Source organism: Sulfitobacter alexandrii (assembly GCF_001886735.1).
In the GTDB taxonomy this organism is placed as follows: Bacteria; Pseudomonadota; Alphaproteobacteria; order Rhodobacterales; family Rhodobacteraceae; genus Sulfitobacter; species Sulfitobacter alexandrii.
The window spans coordinates 2601967-2622042 of the sequence record NZ_CP018076.1; the positions used below are offsets into that span (position 1 = coordinate 2601967).

At 64.7% G+C, this 20076-nt stretch carries 21 protein-coding genes and 1 pseudogene; 9 read left to right on the forward strand and 13 right to left on the reverse strand.

Translation table 11 applies throughout. The features are described from left to right. Positions 1–29: 29 nt before the first annotated feature. Positions 30–518 carry a GNAT family N-acetyltransferase gene (locus tag BOO69_RS12795; protein ID WP_071972511.1) on the reverse strand — a complete coding sequence of 163 codons (489 nt, stop codon included), beginning with the start codon at positions 516–518 and terminating at the stop codon, positions 30–32. Between the two features lie 76 nt (positions 519–594). Here BOO69_RS12795 and BOO69_RS12800 point away from each other — a divergent pair, with 76 nt between their 5' ends. After that, positions 595–1200, forward strand: a complete 606-nt coding sequence (locus tag BOO69_RS12800; protein ID WP_071973813.1) for a flavin reductase family protein — start codon at positions 595–597, stop codon at positions 1198–1200. 232 nt (positions 1201–1432) lie between these two features. Beyond that, a complete protein-coding gene (gene rsgA, locus BOO69_RS12805; protein WP_071972512.1) occupies positions 1433–2506 on the forward strand; it encodes a ribosome small subunit-dependent GTPase A in 1074 nt (357 codons plus the stop codon). A 54-nt stretch (positions 2507–2560) separates the two neighbouring features. Here rsgA and BOO69_RS12810 read toward each other — a convergent pair whose 3' ends face one another. After that, a complete protein-coding gene (locus tag BOO69_RS12810) occupies positions 2561–4234 on the reverse strand; it encodes a SulP family inorganic anion transporter (protein WP_071972513.1) in 1674 nt (557 codons plus the stop codon). A 194-nt stretch (positions 4235–4428) separates the two neighbouring features. On the opposite strand from BOO69_RS12810, the gene BOO69_RS12815 reads away from it, so the two are divergent. From BOO69_RS12815 to BOO69_RS12830, 5 genes and pseudogenes are all read left to right on the forward strand, one after another. Then, a complete protein-coding gene (locus BOO69_RS12815; RefSeq protein WP_071972514.1) occupies positions 4429–5091 on the forward strand; it encodes a ZinT family metal-binding protein in 663 nt (220 codons plus the stop codon). A gap of 131 nt (positions 5092–5222) precedes the next feature. After that, positions 5223–5513, forward strand: a pseudogene (locus BOO69_RS23510) (phosphorylase family protein); the annotation flags it as partial. Further along, on the forward strand, positions 5438–6073 hold the full coding sequence (locus BOO69_RS12820) for a phosphorylase family protein (protein WP_250637865.1): 636 nt from the start codon (positions 5438–5440) through the stop codon (positions 6071–6073). The pseudogene BOO69_RS23510 and the gene BOO69_RS12820, both read left to right, overlap by 76 nt. Positions 6074–6160: 87 nt before the next feature. Beyond that, positions 6161–6691 carry an adenine phosphoribosyltransferase gene (locus BOO69_RS12825; protein WP_071972515.1) on the forward strand — a complete coding sequence of 177 codons (531 nt, stop codon included), beginning with the start codon at positions 6161–6163 and terminating at the stop codon, positions 6689–6691. A gap of 62 nt (positions 6692–6753) precedes the next feature. Further along, positions 6754–8034 (forward strand): Glu/Leu/Phe/Val family dehydrogenase, encoded by a 1281-nt coding sequence (locus BOO69_RS12830; RefSeq protein ID WP_071972516.1) that lies wholly within the window; start codon positions 6754–6756, stop codon positions 8032–8034. 12 nt (positions 8035–8046) lie between these two features. On the opposite strand, the gene BOO69_RS12835 is transcribed toward BOO69_RS12830, so the two are convergent. Both BOO69_RS12835 and BOO69_RS12840 read right to left on the reverse strand, forming a co-directional pair. After that, complete coding sequence (locus tag BOO69_RS12835) at positions 8047–9468, reverse strand: FAD-binding oxidoreductase (protein WP_071972517.1); 1422 nt, start codon at positions 9466–9468, stop codon at positions 8047–8049. 37 nt (positions 9469–9505) lie between these two features. Further along, positions 9506–10333 (reverse strand): MBL fold metallo-hydrolase, encoded by an 828-nt coding sequence (locus tag BOO69_RS12840; protein WP_071972518.1) that lies wholly within the window; start codon positions 10331–10333, stop codon positions 9506–9508. Between the two features lie 124 nt (positions 10334–10457). Between BOO69_RS12840 and BOO69_RS12845 the strand changes: the two genes are divergently transcribed. Next, on the forward strand, positions 10458–11780 hold the full coding sequence (locus tag BOO69_RS12845) for a serine hydroxymethyltransferase (RefSeq protein ID WP_071973814.1): 1323 nt from the start codon (positions 10458–10460) through the stop codon (positions 11778–11780). 178 nt (positions 11781–11958) lie between these two features. After that, positions 11959–12429, forward strand: coding sequence for a hypothetical protein (locus BOO69_RS12850; RefSeq protein WP_071972519.1), 471 nt, complete (start codon positions 11959–11961; stop codon positions 12427–12429). A gap of 24 nt (positions 12430–12453) precedes the next feature. On the opposite strand, the gene BOO69_RS12855 is transcribed toward BOO69_RS12850, so the two are convergent. From BOO69_RS12855 to coxB, 9 genes are all read right to left on the reverse strand, one after another. Further along, a complete protein-coding gene (locus tag BOO69_RS12855; protein ID WP_071972520.1) occupies positions 12454–13038 on the reverse strand; it encodes a GNAT family N-acetyltransferase in 585 nt (194 codons plus the stop codon). Continuing rightward, on the reverse strand, positions 13038–14300 hold the full coding sequence (locus BOO69_RS12860; protein ID WP_071972521.1) for a M16 family metallopeptidase: 1263 nt from the start codon (positions 14298–14300) through the stop codon (positions 13038–13040). Before BOO69_RS12860 ends, BOO69_RS12855 begins: the two co-directional genes overlap by 1 nt. Next, positions 14297–15685, reverse strand: a complete 1389-nt coding sequence (gene thrC, locus BOO69_RS12865) for a threonine synthase (protein ID WP_071972522.1) — start codon at positions 15683–15685, stop codon at positions 14297–14299. Before thrC ends, BOO69_RS12860 begins: the two co-directional genes overlap by 4 nt. Positions 15686–15689: 4 nt before the next feature. Next, on the reverse strand, positions 15690–16361 hold the full coding sequence (locus BOO69_RS12870; RefSeq protein ID WP_071972523.1) for an SURF1 family protein: 672 nt from the start codon (positions 16359–16361) through the stop codon (positions 15690–15692). A 94-nt stretch (positions 16362–16455) separates the two neighbouring features. Then, entirely contained in the window at positions 16456–17268 is an 813-nt protein-coding gene (locus tag BOO69_RS12875; protein WP_071972524.1) for a cytochrome c oxidase subunit 3, read from the reverse strand. A gap of 18 nt (positions 17269–17286) precedes the next feature. Continuing rightward, on the reverse strand, positions 17287–17862 hold the full coding sequence (locus tag BOO69_RS12880) for a cytochrome c oxidase assembly protein (protein ID WP_071972525.1): 576 nt from the start codon (positions 17860–17862) through the stop codon (positions 17287–17289). Then, positions 17862–18047: a cytochrome C oxidase assembly protein gene (locus BOO69_RS12885; RefSeq protein WP_071972526.1), complete on the reverse strand. Its 186-nt coding sequence runs from the start codon at positions 18045–18047 to the stop codon at positions 17862–17864. Before BOO69_RS12885 ends, BOO69_RS12880 begins: the two co-directional genes overlap by 1 nt. Further along, positions 18047–18982: a heme o synthase gene (gene cyoE / locus BOO69_RS12890; RefSeq protein ID WP_071972527.1), complete on the reverse strand. Its 936-nt coding sequence runs from the start codon at positions 18980–18982 to the stop codon at positions 18047–18049. Before cyoE ends, BOO69_RS12885 begins: the two co-directional genes overlap by 1 nt. 128 nt (positions 18983–19110) lie before the next feature. Next, positions 19111–20037, reverse strand: coding sequence for a cytochrome c oxidase subunit II (gene coxB / locus BOO69_RS12895; protein WP_071972528.1), 927 nt, complete (start codon positions 20035–20037; stop codon positions 19111–19113). Positions 20038–20076: the final 39 nt, after the last annotated feature.

Below are 20076 nucleotides of genomic sequence, written 5' to 3' on the forward strand. Positions count from 1 at the left end.
CCGTCAATGTGGGGGTGACCCGTCGCTTTTCAATCCGCCCAGCGCCGGACGTCGCCCGCGATTCCGTCCCAGGCGCCGGGCACGAGGGCGCGGCCCAGCACGCGTTCGGGGTTGGTGGGGGGCGGCATCACCACGGCATCCAGCCGGCTGAAACCGAACCGCCCGTAATAGGGCGCATCGCCGACGAGCATGACCCGGTCCCATCCCAGGGGTGCCGCCAACGCAAGGCTGTCCTCGATCAGGTCGCGGCCCAGACCTTCGCCCTGCCGTGTCGGATGCACCGCCACCGGCCCCAGCAGGAGCGCGTCCGCCATGCCCACGTGCACGGGCCAGTACCTGATCGCACCGGCCAGAACGCCTCCCTCGTCACGCGCCACGCGGCACAGGCCCGACACCGGGCGCACGCCATCGCGCAGCCGGTACGAGGACAGCGCCTCCCGCCCCGGCGCGAAGCAGGTGTCGTACAGCGCTTCGACCTCCCAGTGGTCGTGCTCGGTCTCGGAGGTGAACTGGTACAAGGGCGTTTCCCGGATTGCGGTGGCATTGCCCCTAGCATGGGGTTAGCCATAGGGGCAAACAATCATGGAGACCCCGATGTTCTATCGCCCCGAGGACGGCCACGGCCTGCCGCACAACCCGTTCAACGCCCTGATCACACCCCGCCCGATCGGCTGGATATCGACCCGCAGCGCGGACGGAACGGACAACATCGCGCCCTATTCCTTCTTCAACGGCGCAGCGTATACCCCGCCACAGGTCATGTTCTCCTCCACCGGCTCCAAGGAGGATGCGGGCAACACCAAGGACAATGTCGCCAACATCCGCGAAACGGGGGTTTTCTGCGTCAACGTGACGGGACTGGCGGACCGCGATGCGATGAATGCCACCTCCGAGATGCTGCCGCGCAACGTGGACGAATTCGCCCATGCCGGCATCGAGAAGGCGGAATGCGAGACCATCGCCTGCCCGCGCGTGGCCCATGCCCCCGCCGCGCTGGAATGTCGGATGACCCAGATCATCGACCTTGTGGGCGACAACAATTTCGTGGTGCTGGGCGAGGTGACAGGCATCCACATGCGCGACGACTGCCTTGTCGACGGCAAGTTCGAAAGCAGCACCTACATCCCGCTCAGCCGGATGGGCTACCGCGAGTATACCGCCGTGCGCGAAGTGTTCGAACTGGCGCGACCGGACGACTGACCACTGTAGAAGGCTTTTCGTGCCCGCTTGATCGGTGATCGGATCGGTTCTATCCTCTGACCAGCGAGAATGGAGATTTCATGTCCCGGTAATGTGGGGCGGCAGCGCGCCGCCCCGATGCACAGTCTGAACCCAGCACCCTGCGCGCCCCGGCGCGGGCCATTTCAGACGTGCATTCAGCCTTGGAAGTTACCAACCGGCGCCTGCCGGTGCGACATGAAAGATCACAGCGATGACACGGGACTATTCCCAATTCCTCGGGGCTGGCAATGCCGCCCCTCCCAAACAAGAACTCTCGCCGCTCGTTCGGCTGGGTTGGCAAAGCTTCTTTGCCCAGCAGACCGACGTCGATGAAATGGCAGCCACACCGCCCTGCCGGGTGGTGGAGGTTCACCGCTCAGGCCTTCGGGTGGCCGGTGATGGCTTTGCCACCGAGATCCCGCCGGGGCCGGAGGCGACAGTGGGCGACTGGTTGCTGTTCAACCCGGACCAGCCACAGCGCAGCCGGGTTCTGGACCGCAAGAGCCTGCTCAAACGGCGCGCGGCGGGCCACGACCGCAAGGAACAGCTGATCGGTGCCAATATAGACACGGCATTCATCGTCACCTCCTGCAATGCCGATTTCAACCTTGCGCGGCTCGAACGCTATGTGGCTCTGTCGATGGAGACGCAGATCACGCCTGTGATCCTGCTGACCAAGGCGGATCTCGTCGATGATCCGGCCCCCTACCTTGCCGACGCGCGCAGCATTTCCGACCGGATCACGGTGCTGGCGCTGGATGCACGGGGGGATGAGGCGCGCAGGGTGCTGGCGCCCTGGTGCAAGGCAGGACAGACCATCGCCTACCTGGGCTCGTCCGGGGTGGGCAAATCCACGCTCACCAATGCCCTGTCAGAGACAGCACAGGCCGCGACGCAAGGCATCCGCGAAGACGACGCAAGGGGGCGGCATACCACCTCGCACCGGCAGTTGCACATCACCGGCGCAGGCTGTGCCGTGCTGGACACGCCGGGGATGCGCGAGTTGCAGCTGACCGATGCCTCGGCCGGGCTGGAGGAGACCTTTGCCGATCTTGCCGCGCTGGCGGCCTCCTGCAAGTTCAACGATTGCGCGCATGACACGGAACCGGGCTGTGCCGTGCGAGCGGGACTGGAAACCGGCGCGATCGACAGGCACCGACTGGCGCGGTGGCACAAGCTGCTGGCGGAAGAGGCGTTCAATTCGGCCACGCTGGCACAACGGCGCGCCAAGGACCGCGCCTTTGGCAAGATGGTGCGCGGCATCGTTAAACAGAACCGCAAGTAGCCGGTGGCGGACGGAAGATCCGGTGTCTTCCGTCCGCGTCACCCGGTTCACGGTTCAATGGCCGCCCAGAATGCCCGTGCGGACCTGGTAATTGACGGCAAGCTGATATTCGGGGTCATCGTCGCTGTCCACGACGAGGTGTCCCGCCTTGGTCAGCAGCCGGTGACAGTCGCGGCTGAGATGGCGCAGTTCCAGCACCTTGCCCGCGGCCTCGTACTTCACGGCCATCGCTTCGATTGCCTGCAGGGCGGACTGGTCCACCACCCGGCTGTCGGCGAAATCCACGATCACGCGCGACGGGTCCGCGTAGACATCGAAGAGTTCGGCAAAGCCCTCGGCCGAGCCGAAGAACAAAGGCCCCTGCACCTGATAGACCTTGGCCCCTTCCGGCGTGACATAGGTCTTGGCGTGAATGCGGCGCGCGTTGTTCCAGGCGTAGGCCAGCGCGCTGACGATGACGCCGACCACGACGGCCACCGCGAGATCCTCGAGCACGGTGACCACGGTCACCAGCAGGATCACGAAAGCGTCCATCAGCGGCACCTTGCGCAGGATGCCGAAGGAGTTCCAGGCGAAGGTCCCGATCACCACCATGAACATCACGCCGACCAGCGCCGCCAGCGGGATCTGTTCGATGAGCGGCGCGCCGACGAGGATGAAGAGCAGCAGGAAAACGGCGGCCGCGATGCCCGCAACACGCGTGCGCCCGCCCGATTTCACGTTGATCATGGATTGCCCGATCATCGCGCAGCCCCCCATGCCGCCGAAAAATCCGGTGACCGTGTTCGCGACGCCTTGGGCGATGCACTCCTGGCTCGCCCCGCCCCGCGTGCCGGTCATGTCCCCGACAAGGTTCAGGGTCAGCAGGGATTCGATCAGTCCGATGGCGGCGAGAATAACCGCGTAGGGCGCGATGATGTACAGGGTTTCGAGCGTGAAGGGCGCAAGCGCCGTGCCGTAGAGACCGACGCCGTCGCCGAAGGGATTGTGAAACGCAGGGAACCCGCCTTCGATCGAGGCGAGATCGCCCACCCGGGGCACGTTCATGCCCGTTGCGATGACAATCACCGCGACGATCCCGATGCCGGCAAGCGGCGCGGGGATCAGCCGCGTGACCTTGGGCGTTGCCCAGATGATCGCCATGGTTGCGGCGACGAGCGCCAGCATGAGGTACAGCGGCTGCCCCGACAGCCATTCACCGCCGCCCATGCCGTGCCCGGTGTCGACCATCGTGCCCGGAACCTTGAACTGGCTGAGTTGCGCGAGGAAGATCACGATGGCCAGCCCGTTGACGAAACCCAGCATCACCGGATGCGGCACCAGCCGTATGAACTTGCCCCATTGCATGACCCCGGCGAAAACCTGGATCAGGCCCATGAGAACCACGGTTGCAAAGAGATATTCGACGCCGTGCTGCGCCACCAGCGCCACCATGACGACGGCAAGCGCCCCCGTGGCGCCCGAGATCATGCCCGGTCGACCGCCGATCAACGCGGTGATCAGCCCCACGAGGAAGGCAGCGTAAAGCCCCACCAGCGGATGCACCCCCGCGACGAAGGCAAAGGCCACCGCCTCGGGGACCAGCGCCAATGCGACGGTCAGACCCGACAGCAATTCGATACGCAGGCGGCCCAAGGAAAACCCGTCCTGTGGCATCCACCGCAGATCGGTGACGTCGAGATTTTCGGTCAGGTTCTGGGTGAACCTGAGAAAGGCTGTGCGGGGCATGCGGGTTCTTTCCGAAATCCAGAATGATCGCGCCGCGGCGGCGCGCGTGTCGGACGCCCTCTAACCCGGGAAGAGATGCATGACAACCGCCCGGACCCCGGCGACATACCCGCTTGCGCTCTGCGATCAACGTCGTTACCAGAAATTTGTAATGTTATGACATTACGTAACTTGATCAAGGAAAGGATATTCCCATGTCGACCATCCCGCTTCGGCAAATCGCGATCGCGACGGTCGCGATTTTCGCGCTCGGCACGACCGCCGTACCGGCTGAACAGCAGGCAGCCCACGGTGCACATACCCACGATCACGCCGACTCCGCCGGTTCGATCTACGAGGGCTACTTCGAGGATAGCCAGATCGCCCCCCGCGCCCTGACCGACTGGGAAGGAGACTGGCAATCGGTCTATCCCCTGCTGCAGGACGGCACGCTGAACGTGGTGATGGCGCACAAGGCAGCGGAGTCCGACAACACCGCCGAAGACTATCGCGCCATGTACGAGACCGGCTACCGGACCGATGTGGACCGCATCGTGATCGCGGACGGCAGCGTGAGCTTCTTCCGGGACGGAAACGAGACCACGGGCCGCTATGTCACCGACGGGTTCGAGGTATTGACCTACGAAAAGGGCAATCGGGGAGTCCGCTTCGTTTTCCGCAAGACGGCGGGCGATGCGGCGGCACCGGCGTACATCCAGTTCAGCGACCATATCATCGCACCGCAGAAATCCGGCCATTATCATCTCTACTGGGGCGATGACCGCGCAGCCCTTCTGGAGGAGTTGAGCAACTGGCCCACCTATTACCCCGCCGGGCTGAGTGGTCAGCAGATCGCCGACGAGATGATGGCGCACTAGGCGACGTCTACCGTATTGCCGCCCGCCATCCCGCGCGGGCGGCAATCGCCATTCCAATTCCCGCCGATCCGGCCTAAACCTTGGGGCGCAATGGATCGGGAGGCCGCGACGTGAGCCAGACAAAGATCGCCGTGATCGGCGGATCGGGTATCTATGACATCGACGGGCTGGAAGGCGCCGAATGGACCCGGATCGAAACGCCCTGGGGTCCGCCGTCGGACGCGGTGCTGACGGGGACGCTCTTCGGGGTCGACATGGCCTTTCTGCCGCGCCACGGTCGGGGGCACGTCCACACGCCCACCTCGGTGCCCTACCGGGCGAATATCGACGCGCTCAAGCGGCTGGGGTGCACCGATGTCATCAGCGTCAGCGCCTGCGGTTCGTTCCGCGAGGAAATGGCGCCCGGCGATTTCGTGATCGTGGACCAGTTCATCGACCGGACGGTGGCGCGGGAGAAAAGCTTTTTCGGACCCGGCTGCGTGGCCCACGTGAGCGTGGCGCACCCCACCTGTCCCCGGCTCGGCGACGCCTGCGAAACGGCCGCGCGCGACAGCGGGATCAGCGTGCACCGGGGGGCACCTACCTCGCGATGGAGGGGCCTCAGTTCTCGACGCTCGCGGAGTCGCGGATGTATCGCGAAAGCTGGGGGGCCGACGTGATCGGCATGACCAACATGCCCGAAGCCAAGCTGGCCCGCGAAGCGGAGCTTTGCTATGCCTCCGTCGCGATGATCACGGACTACGACAGCTGGCACCCGGATCACGGCGAAGTGGACGTGAGCCAGATCATCGCCACGCTGATGGGCAATGCCGACAAGGCGCGGGACATGGTGGGCCGGCTGCCCGGCCTTCTGGGGACCGAGCGCGCGCCCTGCCCTCACGGCTGCGACCGGGCGCTGGAATACGCGATCATCACCCAGCCCGATGCACGCGATCCGGCCATGATGGCCAAGCTGGACGCCGTCGCGGGGCGGGTGCTGTGACCTGACCGGGGCCTGCCCGGAACACTCAGGCGTTCAGGCGCCGCACGGACCATTCCTTTCCACCAATCCACCGAGAAAGACCAAGGCATGAAGCGCGTCGAAGACTATATCCGCACCATTGTCGATTTCCCCCACGAGGGGATCATGTTCCGCGATGTGACCACCCTCTTCGCCGATCCCCGGGGTTTCCGCATGGCGATCGACCAGATGCTGCATCCCTATGCAGGGGTGGAGATCGACAAGGTCGTGGGCCTCGAGGCGCGGGGTTTCATACTCGGCGGGGCCATCGCGCACCAACTGAGTGTCGGCTTCGTGCCGATCCGCAAGAAGGGCAAGCTGCCCGGCACCACGATCAGCCAGGATTACAAGCTGGAATACGGCGAAGCCATCGTCGAGATCCACGACGATGCCATCCAGCCGGGCGAGAAGGTGCTGGTGGTGGACGATCTGCTGGCCACCGGCGGCACGGCGGAGGCGGGCATCAAGCTGATCGAGAGGCTGGGCGGCGAGATCGTCTCGACCGCGTTCATCATCGACCTGCCCGAGCTTGGCGGCCGCAAGAAGCTAGAGGCACTGGGCATGGAAGTCCACGCGCTCTGCGCTTTCGAGGGGCTCTAGGGGAACGGACCGGCGGCAGCCGCGTTGGAAATCGACTAACCATTTCCCACGAGGTTCATCCGATGCCGAAAGATTCCAACAGCGACACGCCCATTCTGGACGAGACGCTTGCCCGCCTGGACATTCCCGACGATGCGAGAAAGATGCTGCATGCCCCGCAACGGCGCACCGAAGTCGCCCTGCGCATCCGGCACGATGACGGGACCATGGGCATCTACCCGGCGTGGCGCGTGCAGTACAGCGATGTGCTGGGGCCGACCAAAGGGGGCATCCGGTTCCATCCCGGCGTCAACCTCGACGAGGTAACGGAACTGGCGCGCTGGATGACCGTCAAGTGCGCGCTGATGGACCTGCCCTTCGGCGGAGCAAAGGGGGGTGTTCAGGTCGACCCCAAGAAACTGTCCCGGCAGGAGCTGGAGCGACTGTCCCGCGCCTTTGTCGACGGGTTCGGCGACATGCTGGGACCGAACCGCGATATTCCGGCGCCGGACGTAAACACCAATCCGCGCATCATGGGCTGGATGGCGGACGAATATGCCATCATCACCCGCGCGCACCAGCCTGCGGCGATCACGGGCAAGCCATTGCCGCTGGGCGGCTCCGAAGGGCGTGTGGCCTCCACCGGGCAAGGCGCGCTGCTGGTCCTGCAGGAATGGGCGCGCCGTCAGGACCGCGATCCGGGCGACATCACCGTCGCGGTACAGGGGTTCGGCAATGCCGGGGCGCACTTCGCGGTGCAGGCCCACAAGGCCGGGTTCAAGGTTGTCGCCGTCTCCGATTCACGCGGCGCCCTATACAGCGAGGATGGGCTCGACCCCGAACCGCTGCACCGGGAAAAGGAACAGGGCAAGGGGCTGGACGATGTCTATTCCGACACGTCGGTCGGTGACAACGAGGATTACACCTCAATAGACCTCGACGCGCTCCTCGGGTTGGAGGTCGACGTGCTGGCGCTCGCGGCCCTGCAGGACGCGGTGACCGAGGACAACGTGTCGGACATCAACGCGGGCTGCATCCTCGAGATCGCGAATGGCCCCGTCTCGCCGGATGCCGACCAGGCCCTCGCGGACAGGGACGTCACCGTTCTGCCCGATGTCCTGGCGAACGCCGGCGGCGTGACCGTCAGCTATTACGAATGGATCCAGGGCCGGAATGGCGAAAGGTGGTCGGAAGAGGACGTCGAAGAGCGGATGAAGGACCGGTTCGAACGCATCGCGCCCCAGGTCTTCGATCGTGCCGAGGAAGACGGCACCTCGCTGCGGCAGGCGGCTTATGCCATCGCCGTCGAACGGATCGCCGAGGCGATCAGTATCCGGGGGGATTCGTGCTATTTCAAGGGCTAGCGCCGGCAGCGATTACTGCGGCGGCAGCCGCAGAACCGCGCCGGGGTTCATGATCCCGCGCGGGTCGAGCGCCGTCTTGATCGCCCGCATCGCGAAGAGTTTCGCCGGATCTCCGTAGCGTTCGAGGTCATCGACCTTGAGCCTTCCCACCCCGTGTTCGGCGCTGAAACTGCCGCCGACCTCGTGCACGAGGTCATGGATGGCCCTTTGCAGGGCCTCGCGTTCATCGACATAGTCGTTGCGTGACCTGCCCTTGGGCGGAAAGACGTTATAATGCAGGTTGCCGTCGCCGACGTGGCCAAAGCAATTGACGCGGAACTCCCCGATGGCCGCGACCTTTGCCAGCCCGTCCTCGATGAAGTCCGGCAAGGCCCGAAGGGGGATCGAGATGTCGTGGCTCGAAACCGATCCGATCATGCGGTTCGCCTGTGGCAACTGTTCCCGCACGGTCCAGAACTCCGCCGCCTGCTGTTCGCTCTGCGCGATCAGCCCGTCGGAGACCAGCCCGGCCTCCATCCCCGCGACAAAGAGGTTCTCCAGCACCTCGGCGGCGTCGAGGCCGCCGTTCAGTCCCAGTTCGATCAGCACACACCAGTCGGGAGGCGTGTCGAAGGGCTGGCGCACGTCCGGCAAGGTTTCCGTCAGGAAATCGAACCCCTGCCCGTTCATCAGCTCGAAGGCGCTGATCCCCTCGCCCACCTGGCTGCGGCCAAGCGACAGCAGGTCCAGTGCCGCGCGGGGCGAAGGCACGACCATGATCGCGGTGCCTGTACTTTCCGGCTGCGGAAACAGCTTGAGCGCGGCAGCGGTGATGACACCCAGCGTGCCCTCCGCCCCGATCAGCAGGTTGCGCAGGTCGTATCCGGTATTGTTCTTGCGAAGCCGTGTGAGCCCGTGCCAGATCTGACCATCCGGCAGCACGGCCTCGAGACCGAGGCAAAGATCGCGGGTATTGCCATAGCGCAGCACACCGGTGCCGCCGGCGTTGGTGCCGAGGTTGCCGCCGATCCGCGCCGATCCCTCGGCCGCCAGCGACAGCGGGAACAGGCGGTCCACCTCGCGCGCGGCGGCCTGCACATCGGCTAGGATCACGCCTGCCTCGACCACGATCACGTTCTCGTCGGGATATACCGCGCGCACCGCGTTCATACGCTCCAGCGACAGGACCAGCGGCGCCGGACCGTCGGGGATCACCTGCCCGGCGACAAGGCCCGTCCCCCCGCCATAGGGGATCACACCGACCCGCGCCTCGTTCGCGCAGCGGAGCAAGGTCGCGACCTCGTCGACGGTGCGCGGCAGCGCCAGGATGCCGACAAGCCCCTTGTGATAGCCACGCGGTTCCTCGGCATAGCGGGGCTCGACCGGGCGCAGCACCTCTGCGGGCAGATGTTGCAGCAGCAGGTTTTCGAAGTCATTGTCGGCGGCGTTCAGCATGTCTCTTGATCCGCCCTCGAAGGGCGGGATGCAAGCCCTATCGCGCAACATTCAGGTAGGACGGGCGCAGCACCATGATCGTCGGCTCCGACGGCAGCCGGTCGATCGAGACACTGACGCTCGAGCCTTCCAGTTCCACCACCTGAAATTCGTCGGACATTCCCGTCAGGAAGGCATCCAGCGCATACCCGGAAAACCAGTGCATCGGGATCACGATGGAGGACTTGAGCCGCCGGATCACCTGCATCATCACCGGCAGCGGAAGCGTGTAGCCCCCGTCGACGGGCGCCATCAGTACATCGACCCGCCCCAATGCCGCGTACTGCGCCTCGGTCGGCTCGTGATGCAGGTGCCCCAGATGACCGATGCACAGACCTGCCATTTCGAACACGAAGATCGAATTCCCCTCCGGCTCGACATCGGCGAATTGCGACCGGATATCGGTCGAGACATTGCGGATCAGCACTTCGCCGAGGTCGACTTCGTGGTCTATGCCTTCCCCGAAGTCTCCCCATCCCTGCAGGGCATGGGGGATCGCCGGGTCTGGAAAGGGGGTCCAGTGACTGTCGTGGGCGTGGTTCATCGTCACCACGTCGGGGATCAGCGGCAGCGTGCCCGTGAAGCCGGTGTAATCCGTCACCATGTTAAGACCGCCGTGACTGCGGATCAGGAACGAGGCATGGGCGATGTAGTGCAGAAAGACTTCCTCGCGCGGCACATCGGGCAGGCTGGCGGGGATGACATGCGCAATGCCGGGGGCGGTTTCGGCAAGGGCGATGCAATGGCTTGGCGTGCGTTCCTGCGCAAGGGCGGGAAAGGCCAGCGCAAGCGCGGCAAGACCCCAGACAAGACGGCGAAACAGCATGGCAGTACCCCCCTTTGGATGCAGCCTAGCACGGGTGCCGCATAATCCGAACGTCCCGGCAGATCACATTTGCTTAATCGGCGCGGACCGGGGCATGCTGCACAAAAACAGCGCAAGGAGACGGATCATGCTCGCCCACAGGAACTGGGTGCCTCAACACAGCGAGGCGCTCGTGCAGCGAATCGCGGGGCGGACGGCGGAATCGGATAGCGCTCAGATCGCCAGCCGCATCGCCGCGCTGGTCTCACGCAACCGCGAGATCCACGAACGGGAGTGTTTCAACCTGAATCCCGCGACCAACGTCATGTCGCCCCGTGCCGAGGCCGTCTTGGCCAGTGGCATCGGCACGCGCCTCTCGCTGGGCTATCCCGGCGACAAGTACGAGATGGGGCTCGAGGCCATCGAGGAGATCGAGGTCATGGCGGCGGAACTCGCCGCCCGCGTGTTCGATGCGTCATTCGCAGAGATCCGCGTGCCCTCCGGTGCGTTGGGCAATCTCTACGGCTTCATGGCGCTGTGCCGGCCCGGCGACACGATCATCGCACCGCCAGCCTCCGTCGGGGGGCATGTCACGCACCACGGGGCGGGCTGTGCCGGGCTCTTCGGTCTGAACACCGTGCCCGCGCCCATCGATGCGGACGGCTACACGCTGGACATCAACGGACTGCGCAAACTGGCACACGAGGTGCGGCCGGCTCTGATTACCGTCGGCGCATCGCTCAACCTTTTCGAGCACCCGGTTTCCCAGGTGCGGGCCATCGCGGACGAAGTCGGCGCCAAGGTTCTGTTCGACGCGGCACACCAGTGCGGGATCATCGCCGGCAGGGCCTGGCGCAACCCGCTGAAGGAGGGGGCGCACCTCATGACGATGAGCACCTACAAGAGCCTTGGCGGCCCGGCCGGAGGTCTGATCGTCACCGACGAGCCGGCCATCGCCGAAAGACTGGATGCGATCGCATTCCCCGGCATGACCGCGAACTTCGACGCGGCCAAATCGGCGGCGCTGGCCCTGACCCTGCTGGACTGGATCGACCATGGTGGAAACTACGCCGCCGAGATGATCGCGGTGGCGAAGGCCCTTGCGGTCGCGCTGGATGCCGAAGGGCTCAAGGTCTTTGCCAAGGACCGCGGCTTCACGAATTCGCACCAGTTCGCGATCGAGGCGGCGGAGTTCGGCGGCGGACAGGCCGCATCGAAGACGCTGCGCAAGGCGGGCTTTCTGGCCTGCGGTATCGGCCTGCCGGTCGCGGAAGTGCCGGGAGACATGAACGGATTGCGGATCGGCACGCCCGAACTGGTCCGCTGGGGCGTCGGTGTCGACGATGCGCCGATGCTGGCCAACCTCGTGGCCCGCGCCCTGCGCAGCGACGATCCTGCCGGACTGGCAGCCGAGACGGCCTCGGCACGCGCGCGTTTCGACCGGCTGCATTTCGTGGGAGGCACCTGAACGGCCAAACGAGCAGTCCAAGCTGCGATTCATCACAGTTTTGCCAAAGTCTTCTGGTTCACTGACGGGTACTGACGACAGAATCGCTGCCATTCCTGTCGTCCGAGTTTGTTGCGCGCAGGCTGCCGCCCGCGCGATGTTTACCAGTAATACCGTAGCCAAGGAGGTTCTGACTTCCATGCAGCCCGAGTTCGAAAAGGCCAGTGACGTTTCGGAATATCTTCTGAACCGGACAGGTGTCGCCCTGATGCAGGGTGATTTCGAGTCGTTCGCGCCCTGTTTCATACTGCCCCAGCACATCGAGACTTTCGAAGGCCGCTGCTATGTCACCGACCGCGAGACCCTGCACCAGATTTTCAGGGCCGTGCGCGAGAACTACCGTCAGCGGGGCGTGACCCGGGTCGTGCGTCACTGCGTTCAGGCCGAATTCAAGAGCAAGAACCGGGTGGAAGCCCTGCACGAAGCGCGCGTCTACCGGGGCGACGACCTGCTGCAACCGCCCTACCGGACGTTTTCCTGGCTGGAACGGCGCGAAGAGGAGGGCTGGAAGGTTGCCTACAGCCTCTATGCCATCACGCAGGCCGAGGATCATATCAACGCCCTGCTGTCCGCAACCGCCCCAAAGCGGGGACCATCGCCTTCCCATTGAACGAAACCGGCGGCGCGGCGCGTGCTATCCCGCCTCGGACTTGCCCCGGCGATCACCCCGCAACGCGGCATAGAGCACGTGGGTGCGCCAGCGACCGTCGATCTGAAGGTAGCTCTGGGCGACGCCCTCGTACTTGAATCCCGTCTTTTCCAGAAGCCCGCGCGAAGGGGCGTTCTCGGGCAGGCAGGCCGCTTCGATCCGGCTGAGATCCATGCGGGTGAAGGCGTGATGAACCATCGCCTCTATCGCCTCGCGCATGTACCCGTTTCGCGCGTGTGGCTCGCCGGTCCAGTAGCCAAGTGTCGCGGATTGCGCGGGGCCCCGCCGCACGTTGTCCAGCGTGATGGCACCGACGAGCGTCTCGTCTTCGCGCCGGAACAGGAACAGCGGCAGCGCTGTGCCCGACCCGACCGACCGTTGTGCCCAGTAGACACGGTTGGTGAAGGCCTTGCGTGTCAGGTGATCCTCGGCCCATGCCGGTTCCCACTTCATCAGGAAATCGCGGCTCTGGATCCGCAGGCCCGTCCAGGCGCGGAAATCGGCGTGGTGGGGCGGACGCAGGGTCAGCCGCTCCGTCTCAATCCGCAGTTTCCGCTTGACCAGCAACATCAGGCGGCACGGCGCGCCTGCAACGCATCGAGCGTCGGAGCCTGTTCCACCGGACCATAGAGCGCAAGCGCCGCGGGCGCTGTTTCGGCCATGTGCTGAGCCAGATCGCGGACGTCGCCGGTGGTGACCGCGTCGATTTTCTCGATCGTTTCCGACAGCGGCGGAATCCGGTCCCATATCTGCAGCAGCCGCGCGAGGCGTTCGGCCCGGTTCGACGGGCTTTCAAGCCCCATCAGCAACCCGGCCTTCATCTGCGCCCGGGCACGGGCCACTTCGGCGGGCGACATGTCGCTCGCCGCGCGCTTCATCTCGTCGATGGTGATTTCCGCCAGCTCCGGCAGCTGCGCCGCCGACGTTCCCGCGTAGATCGTGGTCATGCCCGTGTCGGCATAGGCGCCGGCCTGCGCGAAGATGGTGTAGCACAGCCCCCGGTTCTCGCGGATCTCTTGGAACAGCCGGCTCGACATGCCACCGCCAAGCGCGGACGCGTAGATCTGCGCCACGTAGATGTCCTCGGCCCGGTAACCCGGAGATTCGAAGCCGAGGGCGATATGGGCCTGCTCCAGCGCCTTGACCTGACGGATCTCCCCCCCTTGGAACGTGGCGGTCTGCATCTTGTACATCGGCTTGGCCGGCATGTCGCCGAACATGTCTTCGGCCAGACGCACGATCTGGTCGTGGTCCACGGCACCAGCGGCGGCGAGGATCATCTGGTCGGGGCCGTAATGGTCGGCGATGAACCCCTGAAGGTCTTCCCGGCTGAAGGACGATACCCGTTCGCTGGGCCCCAGTATCGTCCGGCCCAGCGGCTGATCGGGATAGGCCTTCTCCTGCAACCAGTCGAAGATCACGTCGTCCGGCGTGTCGAGCGCCTGCCCGATCTCCTGCAGGATCACGCCGCGCTCGACCTCGATCTCCTTGGGATCGAGCACCGGGTTGCGCAGGATGTCCGCGATAACGTCCAGTCCCAGCGCCACGTCGTTTTCCAGCACCCGCACGTAATAGGCCGTCACCTCGCGGGAGGTATAGGCATTGATATAGCCGCCCACGTCTTCGATTGCTTCGGCGATCTGAAGTGAACTGCGCCGCGCCGTGCCCTTGAACGCCATGTGTTCGAGGAAATGCGCGATTCCGTTCTGCTGCGGCGTCTCATGACGGCCGCCGGCGGTCACCCACACCCCGACGGACGCCGAGGCGAGCCCCGGCATGTGTTCCGTCACGATACGAAAGCCGTTCGGCAGGCGGGTCTGGTTCAGGCTCATACGGAGAGATTTTCCTTGATGTGGGTTTTCAGTGCACCGAGGTCGTTGCCGATGCGTTTGAAACGTTCCGGTCGGTCGAAAAGGTCCGACATGTGCGGCGGCAGATCGGGGCGGTGTCCTGTCGCGGCCTCGACCGCGTCGGGGAACTTGGCCGGGTGGGCCGTGGCCAGCGTCACCATCGGCACCGCCGGATCGCGCTGTTCCTCGGCGACCTTGACGCCCACTGCCGAGTGGGGGCAAAGCAATTCGCCCATCGTCCTGCGGGCCATGGCGATGGTCGCGGTGGTCTCCTGCTCGGATGCGCGGCCCGACTTGTAAGTGTCCTGAAGCACCTGCATCGCGCCCTGGCTCACGTCGAAGCCGCCCTGCCCCAATTCGCCCATCAATTGCGCCACGGCGTTGCCGTCGCGCCCGTAGGCATCGAAAAGCGCCCGTTCGAAATTCGAGGACACCTGAATGTCCATCGACGGGCTGATCGACGGGTGCACCTGCGTCTTGTGGTACCCCTGCCCCCTGAGACACCGGTCGAGGATGTCGTTCTGGTTGGTGGCCACCACCAGATCGCGGATCGGCAACCCCATGCGCCGGGCGATGTAGCCTGCAAAGATATCGCCGAAGTTGCCCGTGGGCACGGTAAAGCTGACCTCGCGGTCGGGCGCGCCGAGGCTGACGGCGGCGGAGAAATAGTAGACCACCTGCGCCAGCACACGGCCCCAGTTGATCGAATTGACGCCCGCCAGCCTGACGCCGTCGCGGAAGACGAAGTCGTTGAACATGTCCTTCAGCCGCGCCTGGCAATCGTCGAAATCCCCGTCCACGGCCAGCGCGTGCACGTTCGCTTCGGCTGGCGTCGTCATCTGCCGACGCTGCACGTCGCTGACCCGCCCGTGCGGGTAGAGGATGAAGACATCCACGTTGGCGAGCCCTCGAAACGCCTCGATCGCCGCGGAGCCGGTATCGCCCGAGGTGGCTCCGACGATGGTGACCCGGTCGCCCCGGCGGGCAAGCGCCGCTTGGAACATCTGACCGATCAGCTGCATCGCGAAGTCCTTGAACGCCAGCGTGGGACCGTGGAACAACTCCAGAAGGAAATGCCCCGGTGCAAGCTGAACCAGCGGCGCGCGTGCCCCATGGTTGAATCCGGCGTAGGCACGGCCGATGATCTCGCGAAATTCGTCGTCGGTGAACGTATCGCCGATGAAGGGCCGCATCACCGTGAATGCCGTCTCCTCGTAGCTCTGCCCGTGCAGGGCCGCGATCGCGTCGCGCGACAGTGTCGGGATCGTCTCGGGCACATACAGGCCGCCGTCGCGGGCCAGCCCTGTCAGCATCGCTTCTTCGAAAGAAAGCGCGGGGGCCTGCCCCCGTGTCGAGATGTAGCGCATGGGATCAGCTTTCGATTTTGGCGCGGCGGCGCAGGAAATAGAAGGACATGGCCAGCCAGATGGCCGCGAGCGAGAACCACGTGATGGCATATTGCAGATGGTCGTTCGGGATGCGCGCCGTGTCGACAGGCAGAGGCGTGACCGGGGCGGCGTTCCATGAAACCGCGCGCGCCACGACGAGCACCGGTTCGGTATCGAGCGTTTCGGCCATCGTCTGCACGTCGCGGGCAAACCAGATGTTTGCGGCCCGGTCCGGCTCGGGGGTGAAGCTGTCGGTCTCCTGTGGCCACTGAAGATTGCCGGTGACGGTCACGGCGCCCTGCGGCAGACCGGGCATATCGGCGGCGGTGGGGATGAAACCCCGGTCCACGAGGATGCGCCGCGCGCCCGTGTCCATGGCCGAAATCAGGCGGTAGCCCGCGCCTTCATCCTTCTGGGAGACGAGGACGCGCAGGGTGGCGCCTTCCAGCGTGCCGGTCACTTCCACCGGCAGGTAGGCATCTGTTTCGGGGTCGGGCCGGTCGGGAAGCGCCTGCGCGGGCGCCTCTATCCGGGCATTGATATCGGCGAGAACGCCTTCCTTCCACGCAAGGCGCTGCACCTGCCAGATCCCGAGGCCGATCAGGATGGCAGCACCGCCAAGACCGATGAGAATGACAAACAGGGCGCGGCTCATGCGGGGGTCCGTGGTCCAACGAAAAGGCGCGCGAAGCGGGTCGCGCGCCTTGGGGTATTAGGCAACGGGGCGGCGGATGCAACCCCGCGCGGGATCAGCCTGCCGGCACGCCCCAGATGTAGACGGCAAAGAACAGGAACAGCCAGACCACGTCGACGAAGTGCCAGTACCACGCGGCGGCTTCGAAGCCGACATGTTGACGCGGGGTGAAATCGCCGCGCATCGCCCTGAATAGGCAGACCGTCAGGAAGATCGTGCCGATGATCACATGCGCACCGTGAAAGCCGGTCGCCATGAAGAAGGCGGAGAAGAACGCGTCACCGCCGAAGGTCCAGTCGTAGTGAAGCAGCAGTTCGGCATATTCGTAGGCCTGCAGCGCGGTAAAGGCGAGGCCCAGCACGATGGAGATCGCGAGCCCGCTGATCAGATCCTTGCGATTGTTTTCATGCACCAGCGCGTGGTGCGCCCATGTCACCGCGCAGCCGGACAGCAGCAGGATCAGCGTGTTGATCAGCGGCAGGTGAAACGCATTCACCGGATCGAAGATCGGCGGTACGTATTCCGACCCGGCGTATTCGTTCATCGGGTAGAGCGCCTGCTTGAAGAAGGTCCAGAACCACGCGACGAAGAACATCACCTCGGACATGATGAACAGGATGAACCCATAGCGCAGGCCAAGCCGGACCACCGGGGTATGATCGCCCACGTGGCTTTCCAGAACGACGGCGCGCCACCAGCCGAACATCACGTAAAGGACGGCAACGAAGCCGCCCCAGAACAGGAATGGCGTGCCACCGTGCATCCACAGCACGGCGCCGAACAGCATCGCGAAGCCGGCGATCGCGCCGATCAGCGGCCAGCTCGAGGGGGCCAGAATGTGGTAGTCGTGGTTTTTTGCGTGGGCCATTGCGGGGGTCCCTCTTGCTTAATTCAGATCTGTTGTTGGCTCTGCATCGAGGGCCGCATAACCCTCGGGCAGATCGATTTCGTAGAATGTATATGACAGCGTGATGGTGTGTACATACTTGGCGTCGCTGTCGTTGACGATTTCGGGATCGACGTAGAAGCTGACCGGCATCTGCACCGTCTCGCCGGGTTCGAGCACCTGTTCGGTGAAACAGAAGCAGTCGATCTTGTCGAAGTAGGCACCCGTCGAATAGGGCGTCACGTTATAGCTGGCCTGTCCGGCGATCGGGCGGTCGGTGGGATTGTGCGCCTCGTAGAAGGCAAGCGCGGTTTCTCCCAGCCGGACCTCCATCTGCCGCTCGACCGGCTTGAAGGTCCAGGGCATGTCGCTGTTGAGGCTTCCGTCGAAGCGCACCTTGATGGTGCGGTCCGAGATTTCCTCGCCCGCGGCCTGAACCTGCTGGGGCACACCGCCAAAGCCGGTGACCCTGCAGAACCAGTCGTAGAAAGGGACAGACGCCCAGGCGAGCCCCCCCATGATCACGACGACCGAAACGGTCTGAACAACGGTCTTTTGCGGTCCGGAAAGTGCCATCAGTCTGCTGCCTCCATCGCGGCGGGCGGGTTTGCGGTGCCGGGCGCGCGGGTGAAGTCGGTCTGCGTGATCTTCACGAAGGTCAGCACCATGACCAGCACCACGAAGCCGCCAAGCATCAGGCCGACGCCCACGTTCCGGCCCTTGCGTCGCGTGTGGATTTCGTGTTCAGCGCGAATGGCCATCACCAGCCTCCCATGCCCCAAGTCCGCAGAGTCGCCTCTACGAGGATCGCGCCGAAGTGCAGGAACAGATAGTAGAGCGACAGGCGGAAGAACTTGCGCTCCACAAGGTAGTTATCGGCCTCTGCCGCCACCTCGTCACGCTGCCAGATCCGCCATGCCCCCAGCAGGAACAGCGCGTTCAGAACCACCGCCACGGCAAGGTAGACATGGCCCCCGATCGCGGAAAAGCCGGTGCCGACGGCGAGGATCGCCAGAAGCACGGTATAGGCCAGGATGTGACGCCGGGTGGCGGGGCGGCCATGGGTCACCGTCAGCATCGGCACATCGGCATCATCGTAGTCGGAGCGCATGAACAGCGCCAGCGCCCAGAAGTGCGGCGGCGTCCACATGAAGATCAGGGCGAACATCAGCCACGCCTCGACCGAAAAGCTGCCGGTGGCGATGATCCAGCCGATCACGGGCGGAAAGGCACCCGCGGCGCCACCGATGACGATGTTCTGCGGCGTCGCACGCTTGAGCCACATGGAATAGACCACGGCGTAGAAGATGATGGTGAACAGCAGCATCGCCGCTGCGAGCAGGTTCGCGGCCAGCCCCAGCATCATGACCGAGAGAAAGGACAGCCCCACGCCCAGTGCCAGTGCCTCGCCCGGCTGCACCTTGCCGGCGGGGATGGGGCGCTTGGACGTGCGGCGCATCACGGCGTCGATATCCGCATCCCACCACATGTTCAGGGCACCGGACGCCCCCGCGCCGATGGCGACGAACAGGATCGACGCAAAGCCGATCACGGGATGCACGGAAACCGGCGCGGCCAGCATGCCGACAAGCGCTGTGAACACCACCAGCTGCATCACGCGCGGCTTCAGCAGGGCGAAATAGTCGCCCAGTTCCGCTTCGTTCTCCAAGGCTGGCGTTTGGCTGACGTCGGTCATGTTGCACCTTTCGCTGGCGAGGGGGTCAGACGGCATGTCTTCCCTGCGATATCAGGCAGGGCGGAATGGGCGCACCATCCGCCGCCGCCTGCAGTCTTGACGCGGCGGCATGCGCCGTGCCCGCACCTTCAGTCTGCCGAAGCGACCTTCAGCGTCTGGGGAATACCGGCGTATTCCTCCCTGGCCTTGCCCAGCCAGTCGGCATAAGCCTCTTCGGACACCACCTTCACTGTGATCGGCATGTAGGCATGCGCCTGGCCGCAGAGTTCGGAACACTGGCCGAAGTACACGCCCTCGCGCTCGGCTTCGAACCACAGCTCGGCAAGGCGGCCCGGCACGGCGTCCTGCTTCACGCCGAAGGCGGGAATCGTCCAGGAGTGGATCACGTCGGAACCGGTCACCTGCATCACGATGGTCTGCCCCACCGGCACGACGACCGCGGTATCGGTGGCCAGCAGCCATTCGTCGCGGGAATAGCCGGCAGCCTCGAGCTTGGCGACCATCACGTCGTCCAGGCGGTTGGCGATGGCGCCCGCTTCCTGATCTTCGGATGTCAGGGTGGCCGGCGCACCGATCATGTAGCTGTCGAACCCGAATCCCTCGTCCACGTATTCATAGGACCAGTACCACTGGTTGCCGATCGCCTTGATGGTGATGTCCGCCTCGGGGATTTCCTGCTGGCGGAACAGGATCGGCAGCGAATAGGCACCGATCAGAACGAGAATCACGATCGGTCCCACCGTCCAGGCAATCTCCACCGGCGTGTTGTGCGTGAAGGAGGACGGGTTGGGGTTGCGGCGGCGGCTGTAGCGGACGATTACCCACCCGATGAGCGCGGTCACGAACAGCGTGATGAGGGTGATGATGACCAGAATGAGCCAGTCCAGGTCATGGATATCCTGCGCAAGCCGCGTCACGGCAGGCTGGAAACCCATCTTTCCGTCCATCGGCTTGCCAACGACCTCGAGCCCATCAATGCGCAGATTGTCCTGGGCCAGTACCGGCACTGCCCCGAGGCCTGCCAAGAGCGCGCTAAGTGAGAGAAGTTTTTTCATAAGTCGTCCTGAACTTGTGACCATGTTTGGCTACGGTTT